Source organism: Streptomyces sp. NPDC033165 (genome assembly GCF_055577965.1).
The window spans coordinates 114,358-130,883 of record NZ_JBVIPK010000012.1 but is presented as its reverse complement, the minus strand read 5'-3'; the positions used below and the strand labels follow the sequence as shown (position 1 = coordinate 130,883).

The following is a 16,526-nucleotide window of genomic DNA, read 5'->3' as shown; positions in this document are numbered from 1 at the left end:
CGTCACTTCAGCCTGCTGGACGCCAGGACGGAGACCAGGTGCAGCAGGGTCTGGAGCAGTGCGATACCGGCCAGGACGGCCGTGGCCAGGCGGGTGTAGAAGAGGTCGCCCCCGATGGTGTCCAGGATCGCCACCAGCAGGATCAGCAGCGAGGCCTCGATCCCGAGGATCAGCCGGTGGAACTTGAGCGCTCCGGCGGCCCGGCGGGCCAGGGCCATGCCGGAGGAACGCGGCTCGGATGCCGCCTCCTTGACGGGCGGCAGCCCGCCCTGGTGACGGGCCACGCCGACCAGGTCCGTCTCGGCCTTGATCAGGATCGCGCCGAGGGCGGCGAGGGTTCCGAGGAACGCCCAGAGCCAGTCGATCCGGCCCTCGCCCCAGATGTCGGCGGCGCGCAGGCCGAGGCCGACCAGCACCGCCGCGTCGCACAGGTAGGCGGCGACCCGGTCCAGATAGACGCCGCTGAGCGAGTACTGCTGCTTCCAGCGGGCGAGCTCGCCGTCCACGCAGTCGAACAGGAGGTAGAGCTGGACCATGAGCACGCCGAGCAGGGCGCCGGGGATGCCCGGCACCAGGAGCGCCGGGGCGGCGAGCGCACCGGCGAGCGTCATCACGTACGTGACCTGGTTGGGCGTGACGCGCGTGTTCACCAGGTAGCGGTCCACGCGCAGGGAGACCTCACGCATGTACATGCGCCCGGCCCAGTGCTCGCCGCTGCGCCGGTCCTTGACCCCCGGCGGGTGAACGACCGGACGGAGTTCAGCTACTGATGGTCTTGGCATAGTCGGCGTACGCGTCCCTGATCTGGTCGGTGGACAGGTTGAGGTGCTCCAGGACCGTGAAGCGTCCCGGGCGCGTCTGCGGCGCGTAGTCGACGGCCTTGACGAATTCGTCGACGCTGAAGCCGATCTCCTCCGGCAGGACCGGCAGACCGTGCCGGCGCAGTATCGACGCCATCAGGAGGGACTCCTGACGGGCGCCGCGCAGATGCATGGCGAAGCAGGCGCCGAGGCCGACCTGTTCGCCGTGGCTGGCCGCGCGCTGCGGGTAGAGCAGGTCGAAGGCGTGGTTGATCTCGTGGCAGGCGCCGGACGCCGGGCGCGAGTCGCCCGCGACCGACATCGAGATACCGGTGAGCACGAGCCCCTCGGCCAGCACCTTCAGGAAGGCGTCGTCGCCGACCCCGCCGGGGTGGCGCAGCACGGCCTCACCGGCCTGGCGGGCCATCGCGGCCGCCAGGCCGTCGATCTCCTCGCCGTTGACCTCGTGGGCCAGCTCCCAGTCGGCGACGCAGGAGATGTTCGAGATCGCGTCGCCGATGCCGGAGCGGACGTACCGGGCGGGCGCCGCACGGATGACGTCGAGGTCGATGACCACGGCGATCGGGGTGGGGACCCCGTAGGACCCTCGCCCGTTGTCGTTGTCCAGCGTGGCGACCGGGGAGCACAGGCCGTCGTGCGAGAGGTTCGTCGCGACGGCGACCATGGGCAGCCCGACCCGCGCCGCGGCGTACTTCGTCACGTCGATGATCTTGCCGCCGCCGAGGCCGACGACGGCGTCGTACCGGTTGCCCTTGATGCCGTCGGCGAGCTTCACCGCGGAGTCGATCGTGCCGTCGGAGACCGGATACCAGTCGGCACCCGGCAGGACCGGGGCGAGCCTCTCCCGCAGGGCGCGCCCGGAGCCGTCGCTGATCGCGATGGCGAGCTTGCCCGAGGAGGAGATCCGCTGATCGGCCAGCAGACCCGCCAGATCGTCCATGGCGCCGCGCCGGATGTCGACGACGACCGGGGACGGAATGAGCCGGGTCAGTACTGGCACGCGATCTCCCGGCCCTTGGCGAGGTCGTCGTGGTTGTCGATCTCGACCCAGGTCACGGTGCCGATGGGGGCCACGTCGACGGTGAAGCCGCGGTTCACGAGCTCCTGGTAGCCGTCCTCGTAGTAGAGGTCGGGGTCGCGCTCGAAGGTGGTCTTCAGCGCGTCGGCGAGCTCCTCGGCGGCCTCGGGCTCGATGAGGGTGACGCCGATGTACTCACCGGTGGCGGTGGCCGGGTCCATCAGCTTGGTGATGCGCTGGACGCCCTTGCCCTCCTCGGTGATGACCTTCATCTCCTCGTCGGCGAGGTTCTTCTCGGTGTCGAGCGCGAGGATGATCTTCTGGCCCTCGCCCCGGGCGTCCAGGAGGGTCTTCTCGACGGAGACCGGGTGGACGGTGTCGCCGTTGGCGAGGATCACACCGCGCTTGATGACGTCACGGGCGCACCACAGGGAGTAGGCGTTGTTCCACTCCTCGGCCTTGTCGTTGTCGATCAGCGTGAGGGTCAGGCCGTACGTGGCCTCCAGCTCGGCCTTGCGCGCGTAGACGGCCTCCTTGCGGTAGCCGACGACGATCGCGACCTCGGTGAGTCCGACCTCCGCGAAGTTGGCGAGCGTGAGGTCGAGGACGGTCTTGTCGCCGTCGACAGGGACGAGCGCCTTGGGGAGCGTGTCCGTGTAGGGGCGCAGACGTCGTCCTGCACCGGCTGCCAGTACGAGGCCGATCATGCGAGTTCTCCTTCGTCGTGTACGGCGGGGGCCGAGGAGGACACCCAGAAGCGGATGGACTCCACGAGCACCACCAGAGCCACGGCGACCGCGAGCGCGGTCAGGGCCGTGGTGAAACCTGAGGTGTGGGTGAGTGCGGCGGCGAGGACGGCCACCAGCGCGGTACGGCCCTCGTGTCCACCGATCGTCCGCGCCAGCCACTGGGGCGGCGCGCCGGTGCCTCCGCGAATGCGGTACACCGTGTCGTAGTGATGGTAGGCGACGGCCGAGACGAGCCCGAAGGCCGCCGGAACGGCGTGGGGGACGTCGCTGCGGGCCGCCAGCACCAGGATCGTGACGTACTCCGCGGCCCGGAAGAGGGGCGGCACCAGCCAGTCCAGCGCACCCGTGAGCGGGCGGGCGACGGCGAGGCCGGAGAGCAGGACGTACACCGCGGCGGCGGCGACCGTGAGCCAACTGCCGTACGGGAGGAAGAAGGCCCCGCCGACCATCACGAGGGTGCCGAGCAGGGCGAAGGCCGGGGCCGTGAACGCACCCCGGAGTCCGGGGGCGACCGAGGCGACGGCCTGGGCCAGGGGCCCGGAGTCGGCGAGGTCCGCGAGGGCCTGCGCGGCGCGGTCGGTGCGGCCGGCCCGGCGGGTCAGCGAGCGCAGCAGGCGGCCCGCCGTGGTGTAGCAGGCGGCCAGGCCGCAGCCGACGAGCAGGGCGTAGAAGACGATGCGCGGGGTGGTGAGCGCGGTGAGCACCGCGATCATGGCCCAGCGCTCACCGATCGGCAGCACGATCATCCGGCGTACCCAGACCGTCCAGCCGACGCTGTCGAGCCTGCCGGAGAGGGCGGCGGTGGGGCTGGTGTTGGCGACCGCGTCGTGGTTGGCCTCGTTGAAGGAGAAGTCCACGACGTGGCGGCAGGCCTGGAGGACCATGGCGCCGAGTGCCAGGACCCAGACGTCATCGCCGCCGCGTACGGCGCCGATGGCGAGGCCCGCGTAGTACGCGTACTCCTTGGCCCGGTCGAAGGTGGCGTCCAGCCAGGCGCCCATCGTGGAGTACTGGAGCGAGTAGCGGGCGAGCTGCCCGTCGGTGCAGTCCAGCACGAAGGAGACCAGGAGCAGGAGTCCGGCGGCGATGTAGCCGCCCCGGGTGCCGGTCGCCGCGCTGCCCGCCGCGATGAGCGCGGTGATCAGCGAGGCGGTGGTGACCTGGTTCGGGGTGAGGCCCCGGCGGGCGCACCAGCGGGCGATGTAGCGGGAGTAGGGGCTGATGCAGAAGGTGGTGAAGAACCCGTCGTGGGCCTTGACCGCGCCGCGCAGCCGTACCGCCTCGTCGTCGACCGCGTCGCGGGCCGTCTCGGCGACCGCCCGCTGTCGGGCGTCGGTGGGGACGGCGGCGGTGAGCGAGCCGAGTTCGGGGCGCTTGACGGCGACGCCCTCGGCGTCCAGGGCGACGGCGATGCGGCCGGGGACGGTGCGGTCCTCGGGCGCGGGGTCGGCGTCCGGTTCGACGACGGGGGCGCCCGCACCGACGGCGGCGGTGGTGCGGTGCAGCGCGCGCAGCAGGGCGCCGCGCGCCTCCGGCTGGGCGGTGAGCGCACCGGGGACGGCGGCGGCGGGGAAGCGGGGGTCGGTCAGGCCGAGCCGCAGTGCGTGCACGTGGCCCACGAAGCGGGGGTCGACGAGCGCGACGCGGCGGCCCGCCGGGACAGCGGCGAGGAGGGCTGCGGCGTCACCTGCGTCGACGGCGGTCTGCACGTCGAAGCCCAGGGACCGCAGATCGTCCGCGAGCGACGATCCGGGTACCGGCGCACCGGTGAGGATGGCGGTCGACAGACGAACTCACTCCTTGGCACTGACGGGGGACGACACACGGCGGCACGGCCACGGGGCCGGCCTGCGGTATGTCGGCTGAGGCTATCGGATGAACGGAAGGCCGAGTTCACCACCCGTTCGCGCACTGTTCGGGTGGGCCTGATCGGGCCGGGGGCCGTTCGCGATCATCATCATGGATCGGTGCCCGGCCGACAAACCGCGAGCCGGCGGCCGGGAGAGGGACAGCACTTAGGCTGGCGGCCATGACATGGCTGATCACAGGCGGGGCGGGATACATCGGGGCGCACGTGGCGCGGGCCTTCGTCGCGGCGGGAGAGCGGGTCGTGGTGCTCGACGACCGCTCCACGGGCGTCGTGGACCGGCTGCCGGAGGCCGTCACGCTGGTGGAGGGCTCGGCCTCCGACCGGGCGCTGCTGGACCGGGTGCTGTCCGCACACGCGGTGAGCGGTGTGGTGCATCTCGCCGCGAAGAAGCAGGTCGGCGAGTCCGTGGAGAAGCCGCTGCTGTACTACCGGGAGAACGTCGCGGGACTGGCCGTCCTGCTGGAAGCCGTGGTCGCGGCGGGCGTGCGGCGCTTCCTCTTCTCCTCCTCGGCGGCCGTCTACGGCGTACCGGACGCGGAACTCATCACCGAGGAGACGCCCTGCCGCCCGATCAACCCGTACGGCGAGACCAAGCTCGCCGGTGAGTGGCTGGTGCGGGCGACCGGGAAGGCCCACGGGATCTCGACCGCCTGTCTGCGGTACTTCAACGTGGCGGGTGCGGCGGCTCCCGAGCTGGCGGACACCGGGGTCTTCAACATCGTTCCGATGATGTTCGAGCGGCTGACGCGCGGTGAGGCCCCGCGGATCTTCGGCGACGACTACGCGACGCCGGACGGCACCTGTGTCCGTGACTACGTTCACGTCACCGACCTGGCCGAGGCCCATCTCGCGGTCGCCCGGCGACTCGGCGGGCGGGGCGGCGACCTGACGGTGAACGTCGGCCGGGGCGAGGGTGTCTCGGTACGGGAGCTGGCCGAGGTGATCGGCGAGGTGACCGGGCTCGGGCCGGAGCCGGTGGTCGAGGCGCGTCGCCCGGGTGACGCGCCGAAGGCGGTGGCGTCGGCCGCGCGGATCACCGAGGAGCTGGGCTGGACGGCTCGGCGAAGCGTGCGCGAGATGGTGGAGTCGGCCTGGGAGGGCTGGTGCCTGCGTCACCCGGAGGCACGCTCCGGGCAGCCTCGGTGAGCGGTCCGGGGCACACGTCCGAACCGCCGCCAGCGATCATCCCAGCGCCCTGACCTGCGGAACGTTTCCGCAGGTCAGAGCATATGACAACGGTGTTCAGTACCGTGTTGCCGGATACCCCCCACCCGTAGTTCACTGGCCACGTCGGGCGGTTCGCCCCGGCGTTGTCGTACGGACCTGGAGGGGTATCCCATGGGGGCTGGCCACGATCACGGGCATACGCACGGGGGACCGCCCCCGACGGGGACCGCGGCCGCCGCGTACCGGGGCAGGCTGCGGATCGCCCTCACCATCACGCTGAGCGTGATGGTCATGGAGATCGTCGGCGGTCTGCTGTCGAACTCGCTCGCCCTGATCGCGGACGCGGCCCATATGGCCACCGACGCCCTGGGGCTGGGGATGGCCCTGCTCGCCATCCACTTCGCGAACAAGCCGGCCGGTCCGAACCGCACCTTCGGTTTCGCCCGCGCCGAGATCCTGGCGGCACTGGCCAACTGTCTCCTGCTGCTCGGCGTCGGCGGCTTCCTGCTCTTCGAGGCGGTGGACCGCTTCATCACGCCGGCCGAGACGAAGGGCGGACTCGCCATCGCGTTCGCCGCGGTCGGCCTGGTGGCCAACATCGTCTCGCTCTCCCTGCTGGCGCGCGGGCAGCAGGAGAGCCTGAACGTGCGGGGCGCCTATCTGGAGGTGCTGGCCGACACTCTGGGCTCGCTGGCCGTGATCATCTCGGCGGGCGTCATCATGGGCACCGGCTGGCAGGCCGCCGACCCGATCGCCTCGCTGGTGATCGGCCTGATGATCGTGCCCCGGACCGTGAAGCTGCTGCGGGAGACCCTGAACGTGCTGCTGGAGGCGGCACCCAAGGGCGTGGACATGGCGGAGGTGCGGGAGCACATCACGGAGCTGCCCGGGGTCATCGACGTCCACGATCTGCACGCCTGGACGATCACCTCGGGGATGCCGGTGCTCTCCGCGCATGTGGTGGTGCACCAGGAGATGCTCGACTCGATAGGGCACGAGAAGCTCCTGCACGAGCTCCAGGGCTGCCTGGGCGACCACTTCGACGTGGAGCACTGCACGTTCCAGCTGGAGCCGAGCGGCCACGCGGAGCACGAGGCCAGGCTCTGCCACTGAGGCGGGAACGGGAGCGGTGCTAGGGTCAGTTCGTTGAGACGTTCGAGTCTCACGGTGGATGGCATCCGGGAACAACGGGACTCTTCGCGAAGGAAGCCGGCGAAGACCCTCCGAGAGGAGCTGAGGTTGATGACGGTCGCGGCGACGCCTGCCAGGCGCGGCAATCGGTCCTTCCTCATCTCCCGGGTTTCCGGCTAGGTCCCTCTTCTCGGATCGGGCCGGAGCCCTCGCACTCAAGGGTTCCCACGTTGACCGACCACACGGACGACGTCTCACGCACCGAGGCGTTCTTCACCCTGCACCACCGTCTCCCCCGGCAGAGCCCCGGCTCCGACGCCACCACGCGTCGGCTGCTCGCTCTGGCCGGCTCGCTGCCCGACCGTCCGCGCGTCCTCGACCTGGGCTGCGGTCCGGGCCGTGCCGCTCTGCTGCTCGCCGCCGAGGCGGGCGCCGAGGTGACCGCGGTCGACCTGCACCAGCCGTTCCTGGACGAGCTGCGCGAGGCGGCCGGGGCCCAGGGCCTCGGCGGCCGCATCCGCACCGTCCGGGCGGACATGGGCGATCTCACCGGTCCCGCGTTGCCGGAGGGGTCATTCGACCTGATCTGGGCCGAGGGCTCGGCGTACTGCATCGGGTTCGACACCGCCGTACGCGACTGGCGGCGCCTGCTGGCCCCGGGCGGCACGATGATGATCTCCGAGTGCGTCTGGACCACGGACGCCCCGTCGGCCGGGGCGCGCGCCTTCTGGGACCGCCACGGTGCCCTGCGCTCCCTGCCGGCGACGACCGCGGCGGCCGTCGCCGCGGGCTGCACGGTCTCCGCCGTGCTGGTCCAGCCCGACAGCGACTGGGACGAGTACTACGTCCCGCTCGCCGAGCGGGTCGAGAGCGCCGATCCGTCGGCTCCCGGTATGGAGTGGGCGCTCGCGGCCACCCGTGAGGAGCTGGCGGTGCGGCGCGAGCACGGCACGGAGTACGGCTACGCCGCGTACGTCCTGCGGCCCGCCGACCCCCGGTGGGTCACCCGCCCGGAGGCGGCGGGCGAGCACGAGGCCGTGCACGCGGTCAACGCGGCTGCGTTCCCGACCCCGGACGAGGCCGATCTCGTGGACGCGCTGCGTGCGGACCCCGAGGCGTGGCTGCCGGATCTCGGTTACGTCGCCGAGGCCCCGGACGGGTCCCTCGCGGCGTACGCGCTGCTGACCCGCTGCCGGGTCGGCGACGCCCCGGCGCTCGCGCTGGCCCCGGTGGCCGCCTCCCCCGCGTTCCAGCGGCAGGGGGCCGGGCAGGCCGTGGTGCGGGCGGTGCTGGATGCCGCCCGGGTCCGCGGTGAGGCGCTGGTGCTGGTGCTCGGTCACCCCGAGTACTACCCGCGCTTCGGATTCGTCCCGGCGTCGCGCTACGGGATCCGCGCCGGGTTCGAGGTTCCGGACGAGGCGATGATGGCGCTGGTGCTGGACGGTTCCGTCCCGGTTCCGGCGGGCGTGATCCGCTGTCCGGCAGCCTTCGGGGTCTGACGCCCCGTCCGTCCCGCCGCGCTCGCAGGGCGCGGCGGGGCGGACATGCCCGGAGCCGAAGTACGGACAAGCGGCTTTTGTACGGCAGACTTGACCGGACTCCAGGGGCCCGGCGCACGAGGCCGGGGACCAAAGCGAAGGATGGGTATGCCGACCACACCAGCCACCGCGACGCACAGCTCGTCGAACGGCACCGCAGAAGCGATCATGCTCGAACTGGTCGACGAGAACGGCACCACCATCGGCACGGCGGAGAAGCTGGCGGCCCACCAGGCCCCCGGGCAGCTGCACCGCGCGTTCTCCGTGTTCCTCTTCGACGAGCAGGGGCGGCTGCTGCTCCAGCGCCGGGCGCTCGGCAAGTACCACTCCCCCGGTGTCTGGTCGAACACCTGCTGCGGACACCCGTATCCGGGCGAGTCCCCGTTCGCGGCCGCCGCCCGGCGTACGTACGAGGAGCTGGGCCTGTCGCCGTCGTTGCTGGCCGAGGCGGGCACCGTCCGCTACAACCACCCGGACCCCGCGTCGGGCCTGGTGGAGCAGGAGTTCAACCACCTTTTCGTGGGACTGGCGCAGGAGCAGCTGAAGCCGGACCCCGAGGAGGTCGGCGAGACGGCCTTCGTCACGGCGTCGGAGCTGGAGAAGCGCCACGCAGAGGGCCCGTTCTCGGCGTGGTTCATGACGGTGCTGGATGCGGCCCGGCCGGCGATCCGCGAGCTGACGGGGCCTTCGGCGGGCTGGTGAACGCGGCGGGCGCTCGGCTGCCGGGCCGCGTGCGGGCGGTCAGAGCTGCGTCTTCAACGGCAGCGCCGCCCAGATGATCTTCCCGCCGCTCGCCGTGTGCTCGACGTCGCAGGTGCCGCCCGCCTCCGCGGTGACGACCTTGACCAGCAGCAGCCCCCGGCCGCCGGTCTGGGCGCAGTCGGTCTCCAGGGCGGTCGGGCGGTAGGGGTGGTTGTCCTCGACCGACACTCTGACCCAGTCGGCGGCGATGGCCACCTCGACGGCCAGCTCGGGCGAGAGCAGCGCCGCGTGCTTGACGGCGTTGGTGACGAGCTCCGAGACGATCAGCAGCAGCCCCTGGAGGATGTCGTCCTCGATCGGCACGCCCTGACGCCCGAGGAGATCGCGTACGGCGTGCCGGGCGCGGGGGACGGAGGCGTCCACGGCGGGGGCGGTGAAGCGCCACACCCCCTCGTACGACACGGGGTCGGCGGGGACACTCCCGAGGCTCTCCATCGTCCGGCACCAGCTCTCACTCGCACTGCACTGACCGTCGAGTAAAGAGTGTTGGGAACGGCTTGGTCCGCACCGTGCCACTGATCGGAAGTAGCCAGGTATCGGCGCTATTTGACCAAAGGCGCACGCCCTTGCCGGTCGGCGGACTACTTCTGTTCTTCTTCTGGTGCCTCGCTCGGCTCGGCCGGGGCCGGGGCACTTTCATCCAGCCGCTCCGACACCAGGCTGACGATGCGTCGGCCGCCGATGCCGATGGCGATCAGGCCGAGCCCGTCGAACAGCAGGGCCAGTGAGAAGAAGAAGCCCAGGACATACAGACTGCTGTGCGGCCAGTCGAAGAGCACCAGCAGGCCCAGCAGCAGCCCGAAGGCGCCCTGGAACAGCGTCCACCCCATCTGGGGGCCGCGCACCACGACACTGCCGACCAGCCGGAAGACCCCGCCGGTCAGGAAGAGCAGGGCGGCGAACATGGTCAGCGCCTCGGCCGTGCCCTCGGGGTGCTTGATGACGACGACACCCGCGGCGATGTTGAGGGCCGCGACCACGACGCCCAGCCAGAAGTAGTTCGTGCCACGCGACTCGATCGCGTGCAGCAGCCCGACCAGACCGCCGAGGAGCAGCAGCCAGCCGAAGAGCAGCATCGAGGTGAGGGTGGCGACACCGGTGTAGATCAGGCCGATGATGCCCGCGATGACCAGCAGTGCGCCGAGCAGCGCGAGCCAGCCGAAACTGCGGCTGAGCTTCCTGCCCTCGGTGGTGGGTCCGTTCATCGACGGCTCCTTACGGTGCGTGTCCGCTTCACGACCCCTTCTTGATCATAGGTTCGAACCGTACGGATAGCATCCGGCGCATGGACCGTACGGAACCCCGCCTGATCCCGTCCGTCGACCACGGGATCGCCACCCTGGTGATCACCCATCCCGCCAAGCGCAACGCGATGACCGCCGCGATGTGGCGGAGCCTGCCGGAGCTACTGGAGCGGCTGGCGGCCGACCCGGCGGTCCGGGTGCTGGTGCTGACCGGAGCCGGGGACACCTTCTGCGCCGGGGCGGACATCTCCACGCTCCGGGAGAGCGCGGACGAGGCCCGAGGGCTGGCGGTGGCGGCCGAGGAGGCGCTCGCCGCGTTCCCCCGGCCGACGCTGGCGGCGGTGCGCGGGTACTGCGTGGGCGGCGGCAGCCAGCTCGCGGCCGCCTGCGATCTGCGGTTCGCGGAGGAGGGCGCCTCCTTCGGTGTCACCCCGGCCAAGCTCGGCATCGTCTACGCCTCCTCGTCCACCCGGCGGCTGGTCTCCCTCGTCGGACCGGCCACGGCGAAGCATCTGCTGTTCTCCGGTGAGCTGATCGGCACGGAACGGGCCCTGCGCACCGGGCTGGTCGACGAGGTGCTGCCGCCGGGCGGCCTGGACAAGCGAGTCGAGGAGTACGTACGGGTGCTGGCGTCCCGGTCTCAGCTGACGCAGGCCGCGGCGAAGGAGTTCGCCGCGGGCCGGACCGACCGGGACGCGTACTGGGCCGGTGAGGCGCGCGGCAGCGGCGACACCGGCGAGGGCGTCGCCGCGTTCCTGGAACGGCGCGCTCCGCGGTTCACCTACACCACGAAACCCACCGGGTGAGGCGGTGCCGCGGGGCGCAGGAGACGCCGAAGGCGCGGGATGCCCGCCGTCGCGGGCAGCTGCGACATCTTGACGCCTCCCCCGGGTTCCCTGGCGTACCGACCAGTCGGTAACGTGCGGGCATGACCACTCTTCCGGCCCGCGCGGGACGCCGCTGCCACAACGCCGTCAACCCGCTGCATTCGTGCATCTTCTTCTCCCCCGACCTCGGAGCGGAGCTCGGGAAGATCGGCATCGAGGACCCGAGCGCCGCCTACTTCGCGACCCGGGCCGCCGCGCTCGGCGCGGTGGGGGCGGGCACCGTCACCGCCACGTTCTACAACTTCAACCCCTCTCTCGTGGCCCGCCATGTGCCCGCCGTCTGGCAGACCGCCCCGCCCGAGCAGGTGCTCGGGGCCCGGCTCCGGGCGGCGGACTCGACGCTGCGGCGGCTGCTCGGCGAGGAGGCCGTCGCCTCCGACGAGATGGCCGAGGCGGCCCGGCTCGCCCTGCGCGCCACCGAGGCCTGCACCCCGCACGCCCGCCCGCTGTACGCCGCGCACGCGGAGCTGCCGGTGCCCGAGGAACCGCACCTGGCGTTCTGGCACGCGGCGACCCTGCTGCGCGAGCACCGCGGCGACGCCCACCTCGCGGCCCTTCTCGCCGCCGGACTGGACCCCCTCGAATCGCTCGTCAGCCACACGGCGACCGGCAAGGGCATGGCGCCCCGCTGGATCCTGGCCTCCCGGGGCTGGCGCCGCAGCGACTGGGATGCGGCCTCTGACCGGCTGCGGGAGCGGGGGCTGCTCGACGGCGGCGACGACCTCGCGCTGACCGAGGCGGGCACGGCGCTGCGCGCGGAGGTCGAGGAGGCGACGGACCGGATGGACACCGCCCCGTACGAGCACCTGGGCGCCGACGGCGTGGAGCGGCTCACCGAACTGGGGCGCGGATTCCTGTTCACGGCGGCCGCGGCGGGCGCCTTCCCGGCCTCGGCGACCGGCCGGGGCTGACCCACGACACCCCCCGGCACGGCCCGGGACCCTCGCACACGGTGCCGGGGCTCCCGGGCGTGTTGCCCGAGGTCGCGCGACACGGCCCCCGGCCACCCGGCACAATGCAGGCCGGGGGGATGCTCCCCCGGCAAGCAAGAACGTGCTCATCGCACCGCGAGCACGGCCAGCACAGCCAGTACGAGAAGGCGAGTCGGGAAAACCGTGACGACGTCCATCGAAGGCAGGATCGCCGAGGAGCTCGGCGTACGGGAGCGACAGGTCAGGGCGGCGGTCGAGCTGCTCGACGGCGGGTCGACCGTGCCGTTCATCGCGCGCTACCGCAAGGAGGCGACCGAGTCCCTCGACGATGCGCAGCTGCGCACGCTGGAGGAGCGGCTGCGCTATCTGCGGGAGCTGGAGGAGCGGCGTACGGCGATCCTCGATTCCGTACGCGAACAGGGCAAGCTCGACGCGGCGCTGGAGGCGAGCATCCGGGCCGCCGAGACGAAGGCGCGTCTGGAGGACATCTATCTGCCGTTCAAGCCGAAGCGGCGGACGAAGGCGCAGATCGCCCGGGAGGCCGGGCTCGAACCGCTGGCGGACGGCCTGCTCGGCGATCCGTCGGCCGATCCGCTCGCGGCGGCCGCCGCGTTCGTGGACGGCGAGAAGGGTGTGGCGGACGCCGGGGCCGCGCTGGACGGCGCGCGGGCGATCCTCACCGAGCGGTTCTCCGAGGACGCCGACCTCACCGGTGAGCTGCGGGAACGCATGTGGACCCGGGGCCGGTTGGCGGCGAAGGTCCGTGAGGGTCAAGAAGAGGCGGGCGCGAAGTTCGCCGACTACTTCGACTTCGCCGAGCCGTTCACCGCGCTGCCCTCGCACCGGGTGCTCGCGCTGCTGCGCGGCGAGAAGGAGAACGTGCTCGATCTGGTCCTTGAGCCGGAGGAGCCGGAGGCCGCCGAGCGGCCGGGGCCCTCGGCGTACGAGAACATGATCGCCCGCCGCTTCGGGGTGGCCGACCGGGGCCGACCCGGTGACAAGTGGCTCGGCGAAACGGTGCGTTGGGCGTGGCGGACCCGGATTCAGGTGCACCTCGGCATCGATCTGCGACTGCGGCTGCGTACGGCGGCGGAGGACGAGGCGGTACGGGTCTTCGCCTCGAACCTGCGTGATCTGCTGCTCGCCGCCCCTGCCGGGACGCGCGCCACCCTGGGGCTCGACCCCGGCTTCCGCACGGGCGTGAAGGTCGCGGTCGTCGACGCCACCGGCAAGGTGGTGGCCACCGATGTGATCCACCCGCACGTACCCGCGAACAAGTGGGACCAGGCTCTGGCGAAGCTCGCGCACCTCGCGAAGGAGCACGCGGTCGACCTGATCGCCATCGGCAACGGCACGGCGTCCCGCGAGACGGACAAGCTGGCCGGTGAACTGATCGACAAGCACCCGGAGTTGAAGCTCACCAAGGTGATGGTCTCGGAGGCGGGCGCGTCGGTCTACTCCGCCTCCGCCTTCGCCTCGCAGGAACTGCCCGACATGGACGTGTCGTTGCGCGGCGCGGTCTCGATCGCCCGGCGGCTCCAGGACCCGCTGGCCGAGCTGGTGAAGATCGACCCGAAGTCGATCGGTGTCGGCCAGTACCAGCACGACCTGTCCGAGGTGAAGCTGTCGCGTTCGCTGGACGCGGTCGTCGAGGACTGTGTGAACGGCGTCGGTGTGGACGTCAACACCGCCTCCGCACCCCTGCTTTCGCGGGTTTCGGGGATCAGCTCGGGACTCGCCGAGAACATCGTCGCGCACCGGGACACCAACGGGCCCTTCCGGTCCCGCAAGGCGCTCAAGGACGTGGCACGGCTCGGCCCGAAGGCGTACGAGCAGTGTGCGGGCTTCCTGCGGATCCGGGGCGGGGACGACCCGCTGGACGGCTCCAGCGTGCACCCCGAGGCCTACCCGGTGGTGCGGCGGATGGGGAAGACGGCGGGCGGCGAGGTCGCCTCGCTGATCGGCAACACGGAGGCGCTGCGGTCGCTGCGCGCGGCGGACTTCGTGGACGACATGTTCGGCCTGCCCACCGTGACGGACATCCTGAAGGAGCTGGAGAAGCCGGGTCGCGACCCGCGCCCCGCCTTCCGCACGGCGACCTTCAAGGAGGGCGTCGAGAAGCTCGGCGACCTGGAGCCCGGCATGGTGCTGGAGGGCGTCGTGACGAACGTGGCGGCGTTCGGCGCGTTCGTGGACATCGGCGTCCACCAGGACGGTCTGGTGCACGTCTCGGCGCTGTCGAAGACCTTCGTGAAGGACCCCCGCGATGTGGTGAAGCCCGGGGACATCGTGAAGGTCAAGGTCATGGACGTCGATGTGCCGCGCAAGCGGATCTCGCTGACGCTGCGGCTGGACGACGAGCCCGGCGCGGGCGGTTTCGGCGGCGGGCAGCAGGGCCGCGGCGAGCGGGGCGGCCGGCCGCCGAAGCAGCGCCAGGGCCAGGGCGGCCAGGGAGCCGGTGGCGGGCAGGGCCGTCAGGGCGGCGGCCGGGACCGGCGCGGCGGTGGCGGCGCGCCCCGGCAGGGCCAGGGCGCTTCATCTCCGGCTCCGGCGAACAGCGCGATGGCGGACGCGCTGCGGCGGGCCGGGCTGGGCGACCCGAAGCAGGGCCGCGGCCGGGGGCGCTGAACCTCGGCGGTTCGCGGGGCGGGCCGCGGCGTGCGGCCCGCCCGTATCCCCACCGTTACGGGGGTTGCGTGCGGCCCAGCCCCAGCGCCCCTGCAACTCGGCTCAGACTTCCTTGACCTGACCCTCCGCCACCTCGATGCGGCGCGTCGTACGGACCGCTTCCAGCATCCGGCGGTCGTGCGTGACCAGCAGCAGCGTGCCCGTGTACGTCTCCAGGGCCGCCTCCAACTGCTCGATGGCGGGCAGGTCCAGATGGTTCGTCGGCTCGTCGAGCACCAGCAGATTGACGCCCCGGCCCTGGAGCAGGGCAAGGGCGGCCCGGGTGCGTTCGCCCGGGGAGAGGCTGGTGGCGGGGCGCATCACATGGTCGGCGCGGAGGCCGAACTTGGCGAGGAGCGTGCGCACTTCGGCCGGTTCGGTGTCCGGCACGGCGGCGCAGAACGCCTCCAGCAGCGTCTGCGCCCCGAGGAACAGCTTGCGGGCCTGGTCCACCTCGCCGACCACGACGCCCGAACCGAGCGCGGCGTGGCCGGAGTCCAGGGGCAGCCGCTCCAACAGGGCGGCGAGCAGGGTGGACTTGCCCGCGCCGTTCGCGCCGGTGATGGCGACCCGGTCCGCCCAGTCGATCTGGAGCGATGCGGGGCCGAAGGCGAAGTCGCCGCGCACCACGCGTGCCTCGCGCAGGGTCGCGACGACCGATCCGGAGCGCGGGGCGGAGGCGATCTCCATCCGCAGCTCCCACTCCTTGCGCGGCTCCTCGACGGCGTCGAGGCGCTCGATCATGCGCTGGGTCTGCCGGGCCTTCGCGGCCTGCTTCTCGCTGGCCTCGCTGCGGGCGTTGCGGCCGAGCTTGTCGCCGTCGGTGGCCTTGCGGCGGGCGTTCTTGACGCCCTTGTCCATCCAGGAGCGCTGCATGTGACCGCGCGCTTCGAGGGCGGCCTTCTTGTCGGCGTACTCCTCGTAGCCCTCACGGGCGTGGCGGCGGGCGGTCTCCCGCTCCTCCAGGTAGGCCGCGTAGCCACCGCCGTAGAGGTTGATCTGCTGCTGGGCGAGGTCCAGCTCCAGCACCTTGGTGACCGTGCGCATCAGGAACTCGCGGTCGTGGCTGATGACGACGGTGCCCGCTCGCAGACCGGACACGAAGCGTTCCAGGCGCTCCAGACCGTCGAGGTCGAGGTCGTTGGTGGGCTCGTCGAGCAGGAAGACGTCGTAGCGGGAAAGGAGCAGGGAGGCGAGGCCGGCGCGGGCCGCCTGCCCACCGGAGAGCGCGGTCATAGGCCGGTCGAGGCCGATACTCAGGCCCAGCTCGGCGGCGACCTGCCCGGCCCGCTCCTCCAGGTCGGCGCCGCCGAGGGCGAGCCAGCGCTCCAGGGAGTCGGCGTACGCGTCGTCCGCGCCCGGAGCGCCCGCGACCAGGGCCTCGGTCGCCTCGTCCATGGCCCGCTGAGCGTCGGCGACGCCGGTACGGCGGGCCAGGAACTCGGCCACCGTCTCGCCCTCGCGGCGCTCGGGCTCCTGCGGGAGGTGGCCGACGGTGGCGGTGGGCGGGGAGAGCCGCAGCTCGCCCTCTTCGGGGCGGTCGAGCCCGGCGAGCAGGCGGAGCAGGGAGGATTTACCGGCGCCGTTGACTCCGACGAGACCGATCACGTCACCGGGGGCGACGACGAGGTCGAGCCCGGCGAAGAGCGTGCGGTCACCGTGTCCGGCGGCGAGGTCCTTGGCGACGAGGGTGGCAGTCATCAGGGTGCCGATCCTAATCGCCGCCGGTCCGTGCCTCTG

At 72.1% G+C, this 16,526-nt stretch carries 14 protein-coding genes; 7 read left to right on the top strand and 7 right to left on the bottom strand.

Going from position 1 to position 16,526, the window contains the following annotated elements; genetic code table 11:
* Positions 1-2 precede the first annotated feature (2 nt).
* From ACZ5WC_RS25510 to ACZ5WC_RS25495, 4 genes are read right to left on the bottom strand one after another with little or no spacing between them, the layout of a single operon-like run.
* Positions 3-782, bottom strand: coding sequence for a CDP-alcohol phosphatidyltransferase family protein (locus ACZ5WC_RS25510; RefSeq protein ID WP_468542985.1), 780 nt, complete (start codon positions 780-782; stop codon positions 3-5).
* The gene (locus ACZ5WC_RS25505) at positions 760-1,821 is read right to left on the bottom strand and encodes an iron-containing alcohol dehydrogenase family protein (protein WP_468542984.1); all 1,062 of its coding nucleotides are present in this window, start codon (positions 1,819-1,821) and stop codon (positions 760-762) included. The genes ACZ5WC_RS25510 and ACZ5WC_RS25505 overlap by 23 nt, the downstream gene beginning before the upstream one ends.
* Positions 1,809-2,546 carry a phosphocholine cytidylyltransferase family protein gene (locus tag ACZ5WC_RS25500; protein WP_468542983.1) on the bottom strand — a complete coding sequence of 246 codons (738 nt, stop codon included), beginning with the start codon at positions 2,544-2,546 and terminating at the stop codon, positions 1,809-1,811. The genes ACZ5WC_RS25505 and ACZ5WC_RS25500 overlap by 13 nt, the downstream gene beginning before the upstream one ends.
* Positions 2,543-4,297 (bottom strand): DUF5941 domain-containing protein, encoded by a 1,755-nt coding sequence (locus ACZ5WC_RS25495; protein WP_468542982.1) that lies wholly within the window; start codon positions 4,295-4,297, stop codon positions 2,543-2,545. The genes ACZ5WC_RS25500 and ACZ5WC_RS25495 overlap by 4 nt, the downstream gene beginning before the upstream one ends.
* A 320-nt stretch (positions 4,298-4,617) precedes the next feature.
* Between ACZ5WC_RS25495 and galE the strand changes: the two genes are divergently transcribed.
* The 4 genes from galE to idi all read left to right on the top strand — a co-directional run bounded on the left by galE (position 4,618) and on the right by idi (position 8,996).
* Positions 4,618-5,604, top strand: coding sequence for a UDP-glucose 4-epimerase GalE (gene galE, locus ACZ5WC_RS25490; RefSeq protein ID WP_468542981.1), 987 nt, complete (start codon positions 4,618-4,620; stop codon positions 5,602-5,604).
* A gap of 192 nt (positions 5,605-5,796) precedes the next feature.
* Positions 5,797-6,738 (top strand): cation diffusion facilitator family transporter, encoded by a 942-nt coding sequence (locus ACZ5WC_RS25485; protein ID WP_468542980.1) that lies wholly within the window; start codon positions 5,797-5,799, stop codon positions 6,736-6,738.
* Positions 6,739-6,986: 248 nt separating this feature from the next.
* Positions 6,987-8,255 (top strand): GNAT family N-acetyltransferase, encoded by a 1,269-nt coding sequence (locus ACZ5WC_RS25480; RefSeq protein WP_468542979.1) that lies wholly within the window; start codon positions 6,987-6,989, stop codon positions 8,253-8,255.
* A gap of 147 nt (positions 8,256-8,402) precedes the next feature.
* Positions 8,403-8,996, top strand: coding sequence for an isopentenyl-diphosphate Delta-isomerase (gene idi / locus ACZ5WC_RS25475; protein WP_468542978.1), 594 nt, complete (start codon positions 8,403-8,405; stop codon positions 8,994-8,996).
* Between the two features lie 39 nt (positions 8,997-9,035).
* Here the strand turns inward: idi and ACZ5WC_RS25470 are convergent, their stop codons facing one another.
* Positions 9,036-9,491 carry an ATP-binding protein gene (locus ACZ5WC_RS25470; protein WP_468542977.1) on the bottom strand — a complete coding sequence of 152 codons (456 nt, stop codon included), beginning with the start codon at positions 9,489-9,491 and terminating at the stop codon, positions 9,036-9,038.
* Between the two features lie 146 nt (positions 9,492-9,637).
* On the bottom strand, positions 9,638-10,261 hold the full coding sequence (locus ACZ5WC_RS25465; RefSeq protein ID WP_468542976.1) for an HdeD family acid-resistance protein: 624 nt from the start codon (positions 10,259-10,261) through the stop codon (positions 9,638-9,640).
* An 80-nt stretch (positions 10,262-10,341) separates the two neighbouring features.
* Between ACZ5WC_RS25465 and ACZ5WC_RS25460 the strand changes: the two genes are divergently transcribed.
* From ACZ5WC_RS25460 to ACZ5WC_RS25450, 3 genes are all read left to right on the top strand, one after another.
* Positions 10,342-11,106, top strand: a complete 765-nt coding sequence (locus tag ACZ5WC_RS25460; protein ID WP_468542975.1) for an enoyl-CoA hydratase/isomerase family protein — start codon at positions 10,342-10,344, stop codon at positions 11,104-11,106.
* 122 nt (positions 11,107-11,228) lie between these two features.
* The gene (locus ACZ5WC_RS25455) at positions 11,229-12,098 is read left to right on the top strand and encodes an SCO6745 family protein (RefSeq protein WP_468542974.1); all 870 of its coding nucleotides are present in this window, start codon (positions 11,229-11,231) and stop codon (positions 12,096-12,098) included.
* Between the two features lie 204 nt (positions 12,099-12,302).
* Entirely contained in the window at positions 12,303-14,747 is a 2,445-nt protein-coding gene (locus ACZ5WC_RS25450) for a Tex family protein (protein ID WP_468542973.1), read from the top strand.
* A 102-nt stretch (positions 14,748-14,849) separates the two neighbouring features.
* On the opposite strand, the gene ACZ5WC_RS25445 is transcribed toward ACZ5WC_RS25450, so the two are convergent.
* Positions 14,850-16,487 (bottom strand): ABC-F family ATP-binding cassette domain-containing protein, encoded by a 1,638-nt coding sequence (locus tag ACZ5WC_RS25445; RefSeq protein WP_468542972.1) that lies wholly within the window; start codon positions 16,485-16,487, stop codon positions 14,850-14,852.
* Between the last annotated feature and the right edge of the window lie 39 nt (positions 16,488-16,526).

Bases quoted from the DNA above. Each gene is read 5' to 3' on its own strand.
- ACZ5WC_RS25510 (WP_468542985.1), bottom strand. From the start codon at position 782: ATGCCAAGACCATCAGTAGCTGAACTCCGTCCGGTCGTTCACCCGCCG.
- ACZ5WC_RS25500 (WP_468542983.1), bottom strand. From the start codon at position 2,546: ATGATCGGCCTCGTACTGGCAGCCGGTGCAGGACGACGTCTGCGCCCC.
- galE (WP_468542981.1), top strand. From the start codon at position 4,618: ATGACATGGCTGATCACAGGCGGGGCGGGATACATCGGGGCGCACGTG.
- ACZ5WC_RS25485 (WP_468542980.1), top strand. From the start codon at position 5,797: ATGGGGGCTGGCCACGATCACGGGCATACGCACGGGGGACCGCCCCCG.
- idi (WP_468542978.1), top strand. From the start codon at position 8,403: ATGCCGACCACACCAGCCACCGCGACGCACAGCTCGTCGAACGGCACC.
- ACZ5WC_RS25470 (WP_468542977.1), bottom strand. From the start codon at position 9,491: ATGGAGAGCCTCGGGAGTGTCCCCGCCGACCCCGTGTCGTACGAGGGG.
- ACZ5WC_RS25465 (WP_468542976.1), bottom strand. From the start codon at position 10,261: ATGAACGGACCCACCACCGAGGGCAGGAAGCTCAGCCGCAGTTTCGGC.
- ACZ5WC_RS25460 (WP_468542975.1), top strand. From the start codon at position 10,342: ATGGACCGTACGGAACCCCGCCTGATCCCGTCCGTCGACCACGGGATC.
- ACZ5WC_RS25455 (WP_468542974.1), top strand. From the start codon at position 11,229: ATGACCACTCTTCCGGCCCGCGCGGGACGCCGCTGCCACAACGCCGTC.
- ACZ5WC_RS25445 (WP_468542972.1), bottom strand. From the start codon at position 16,487: ATGACTGCCACCCTCGTCGCCAAGGACCTCGCCGCCGGACACGGTGAC.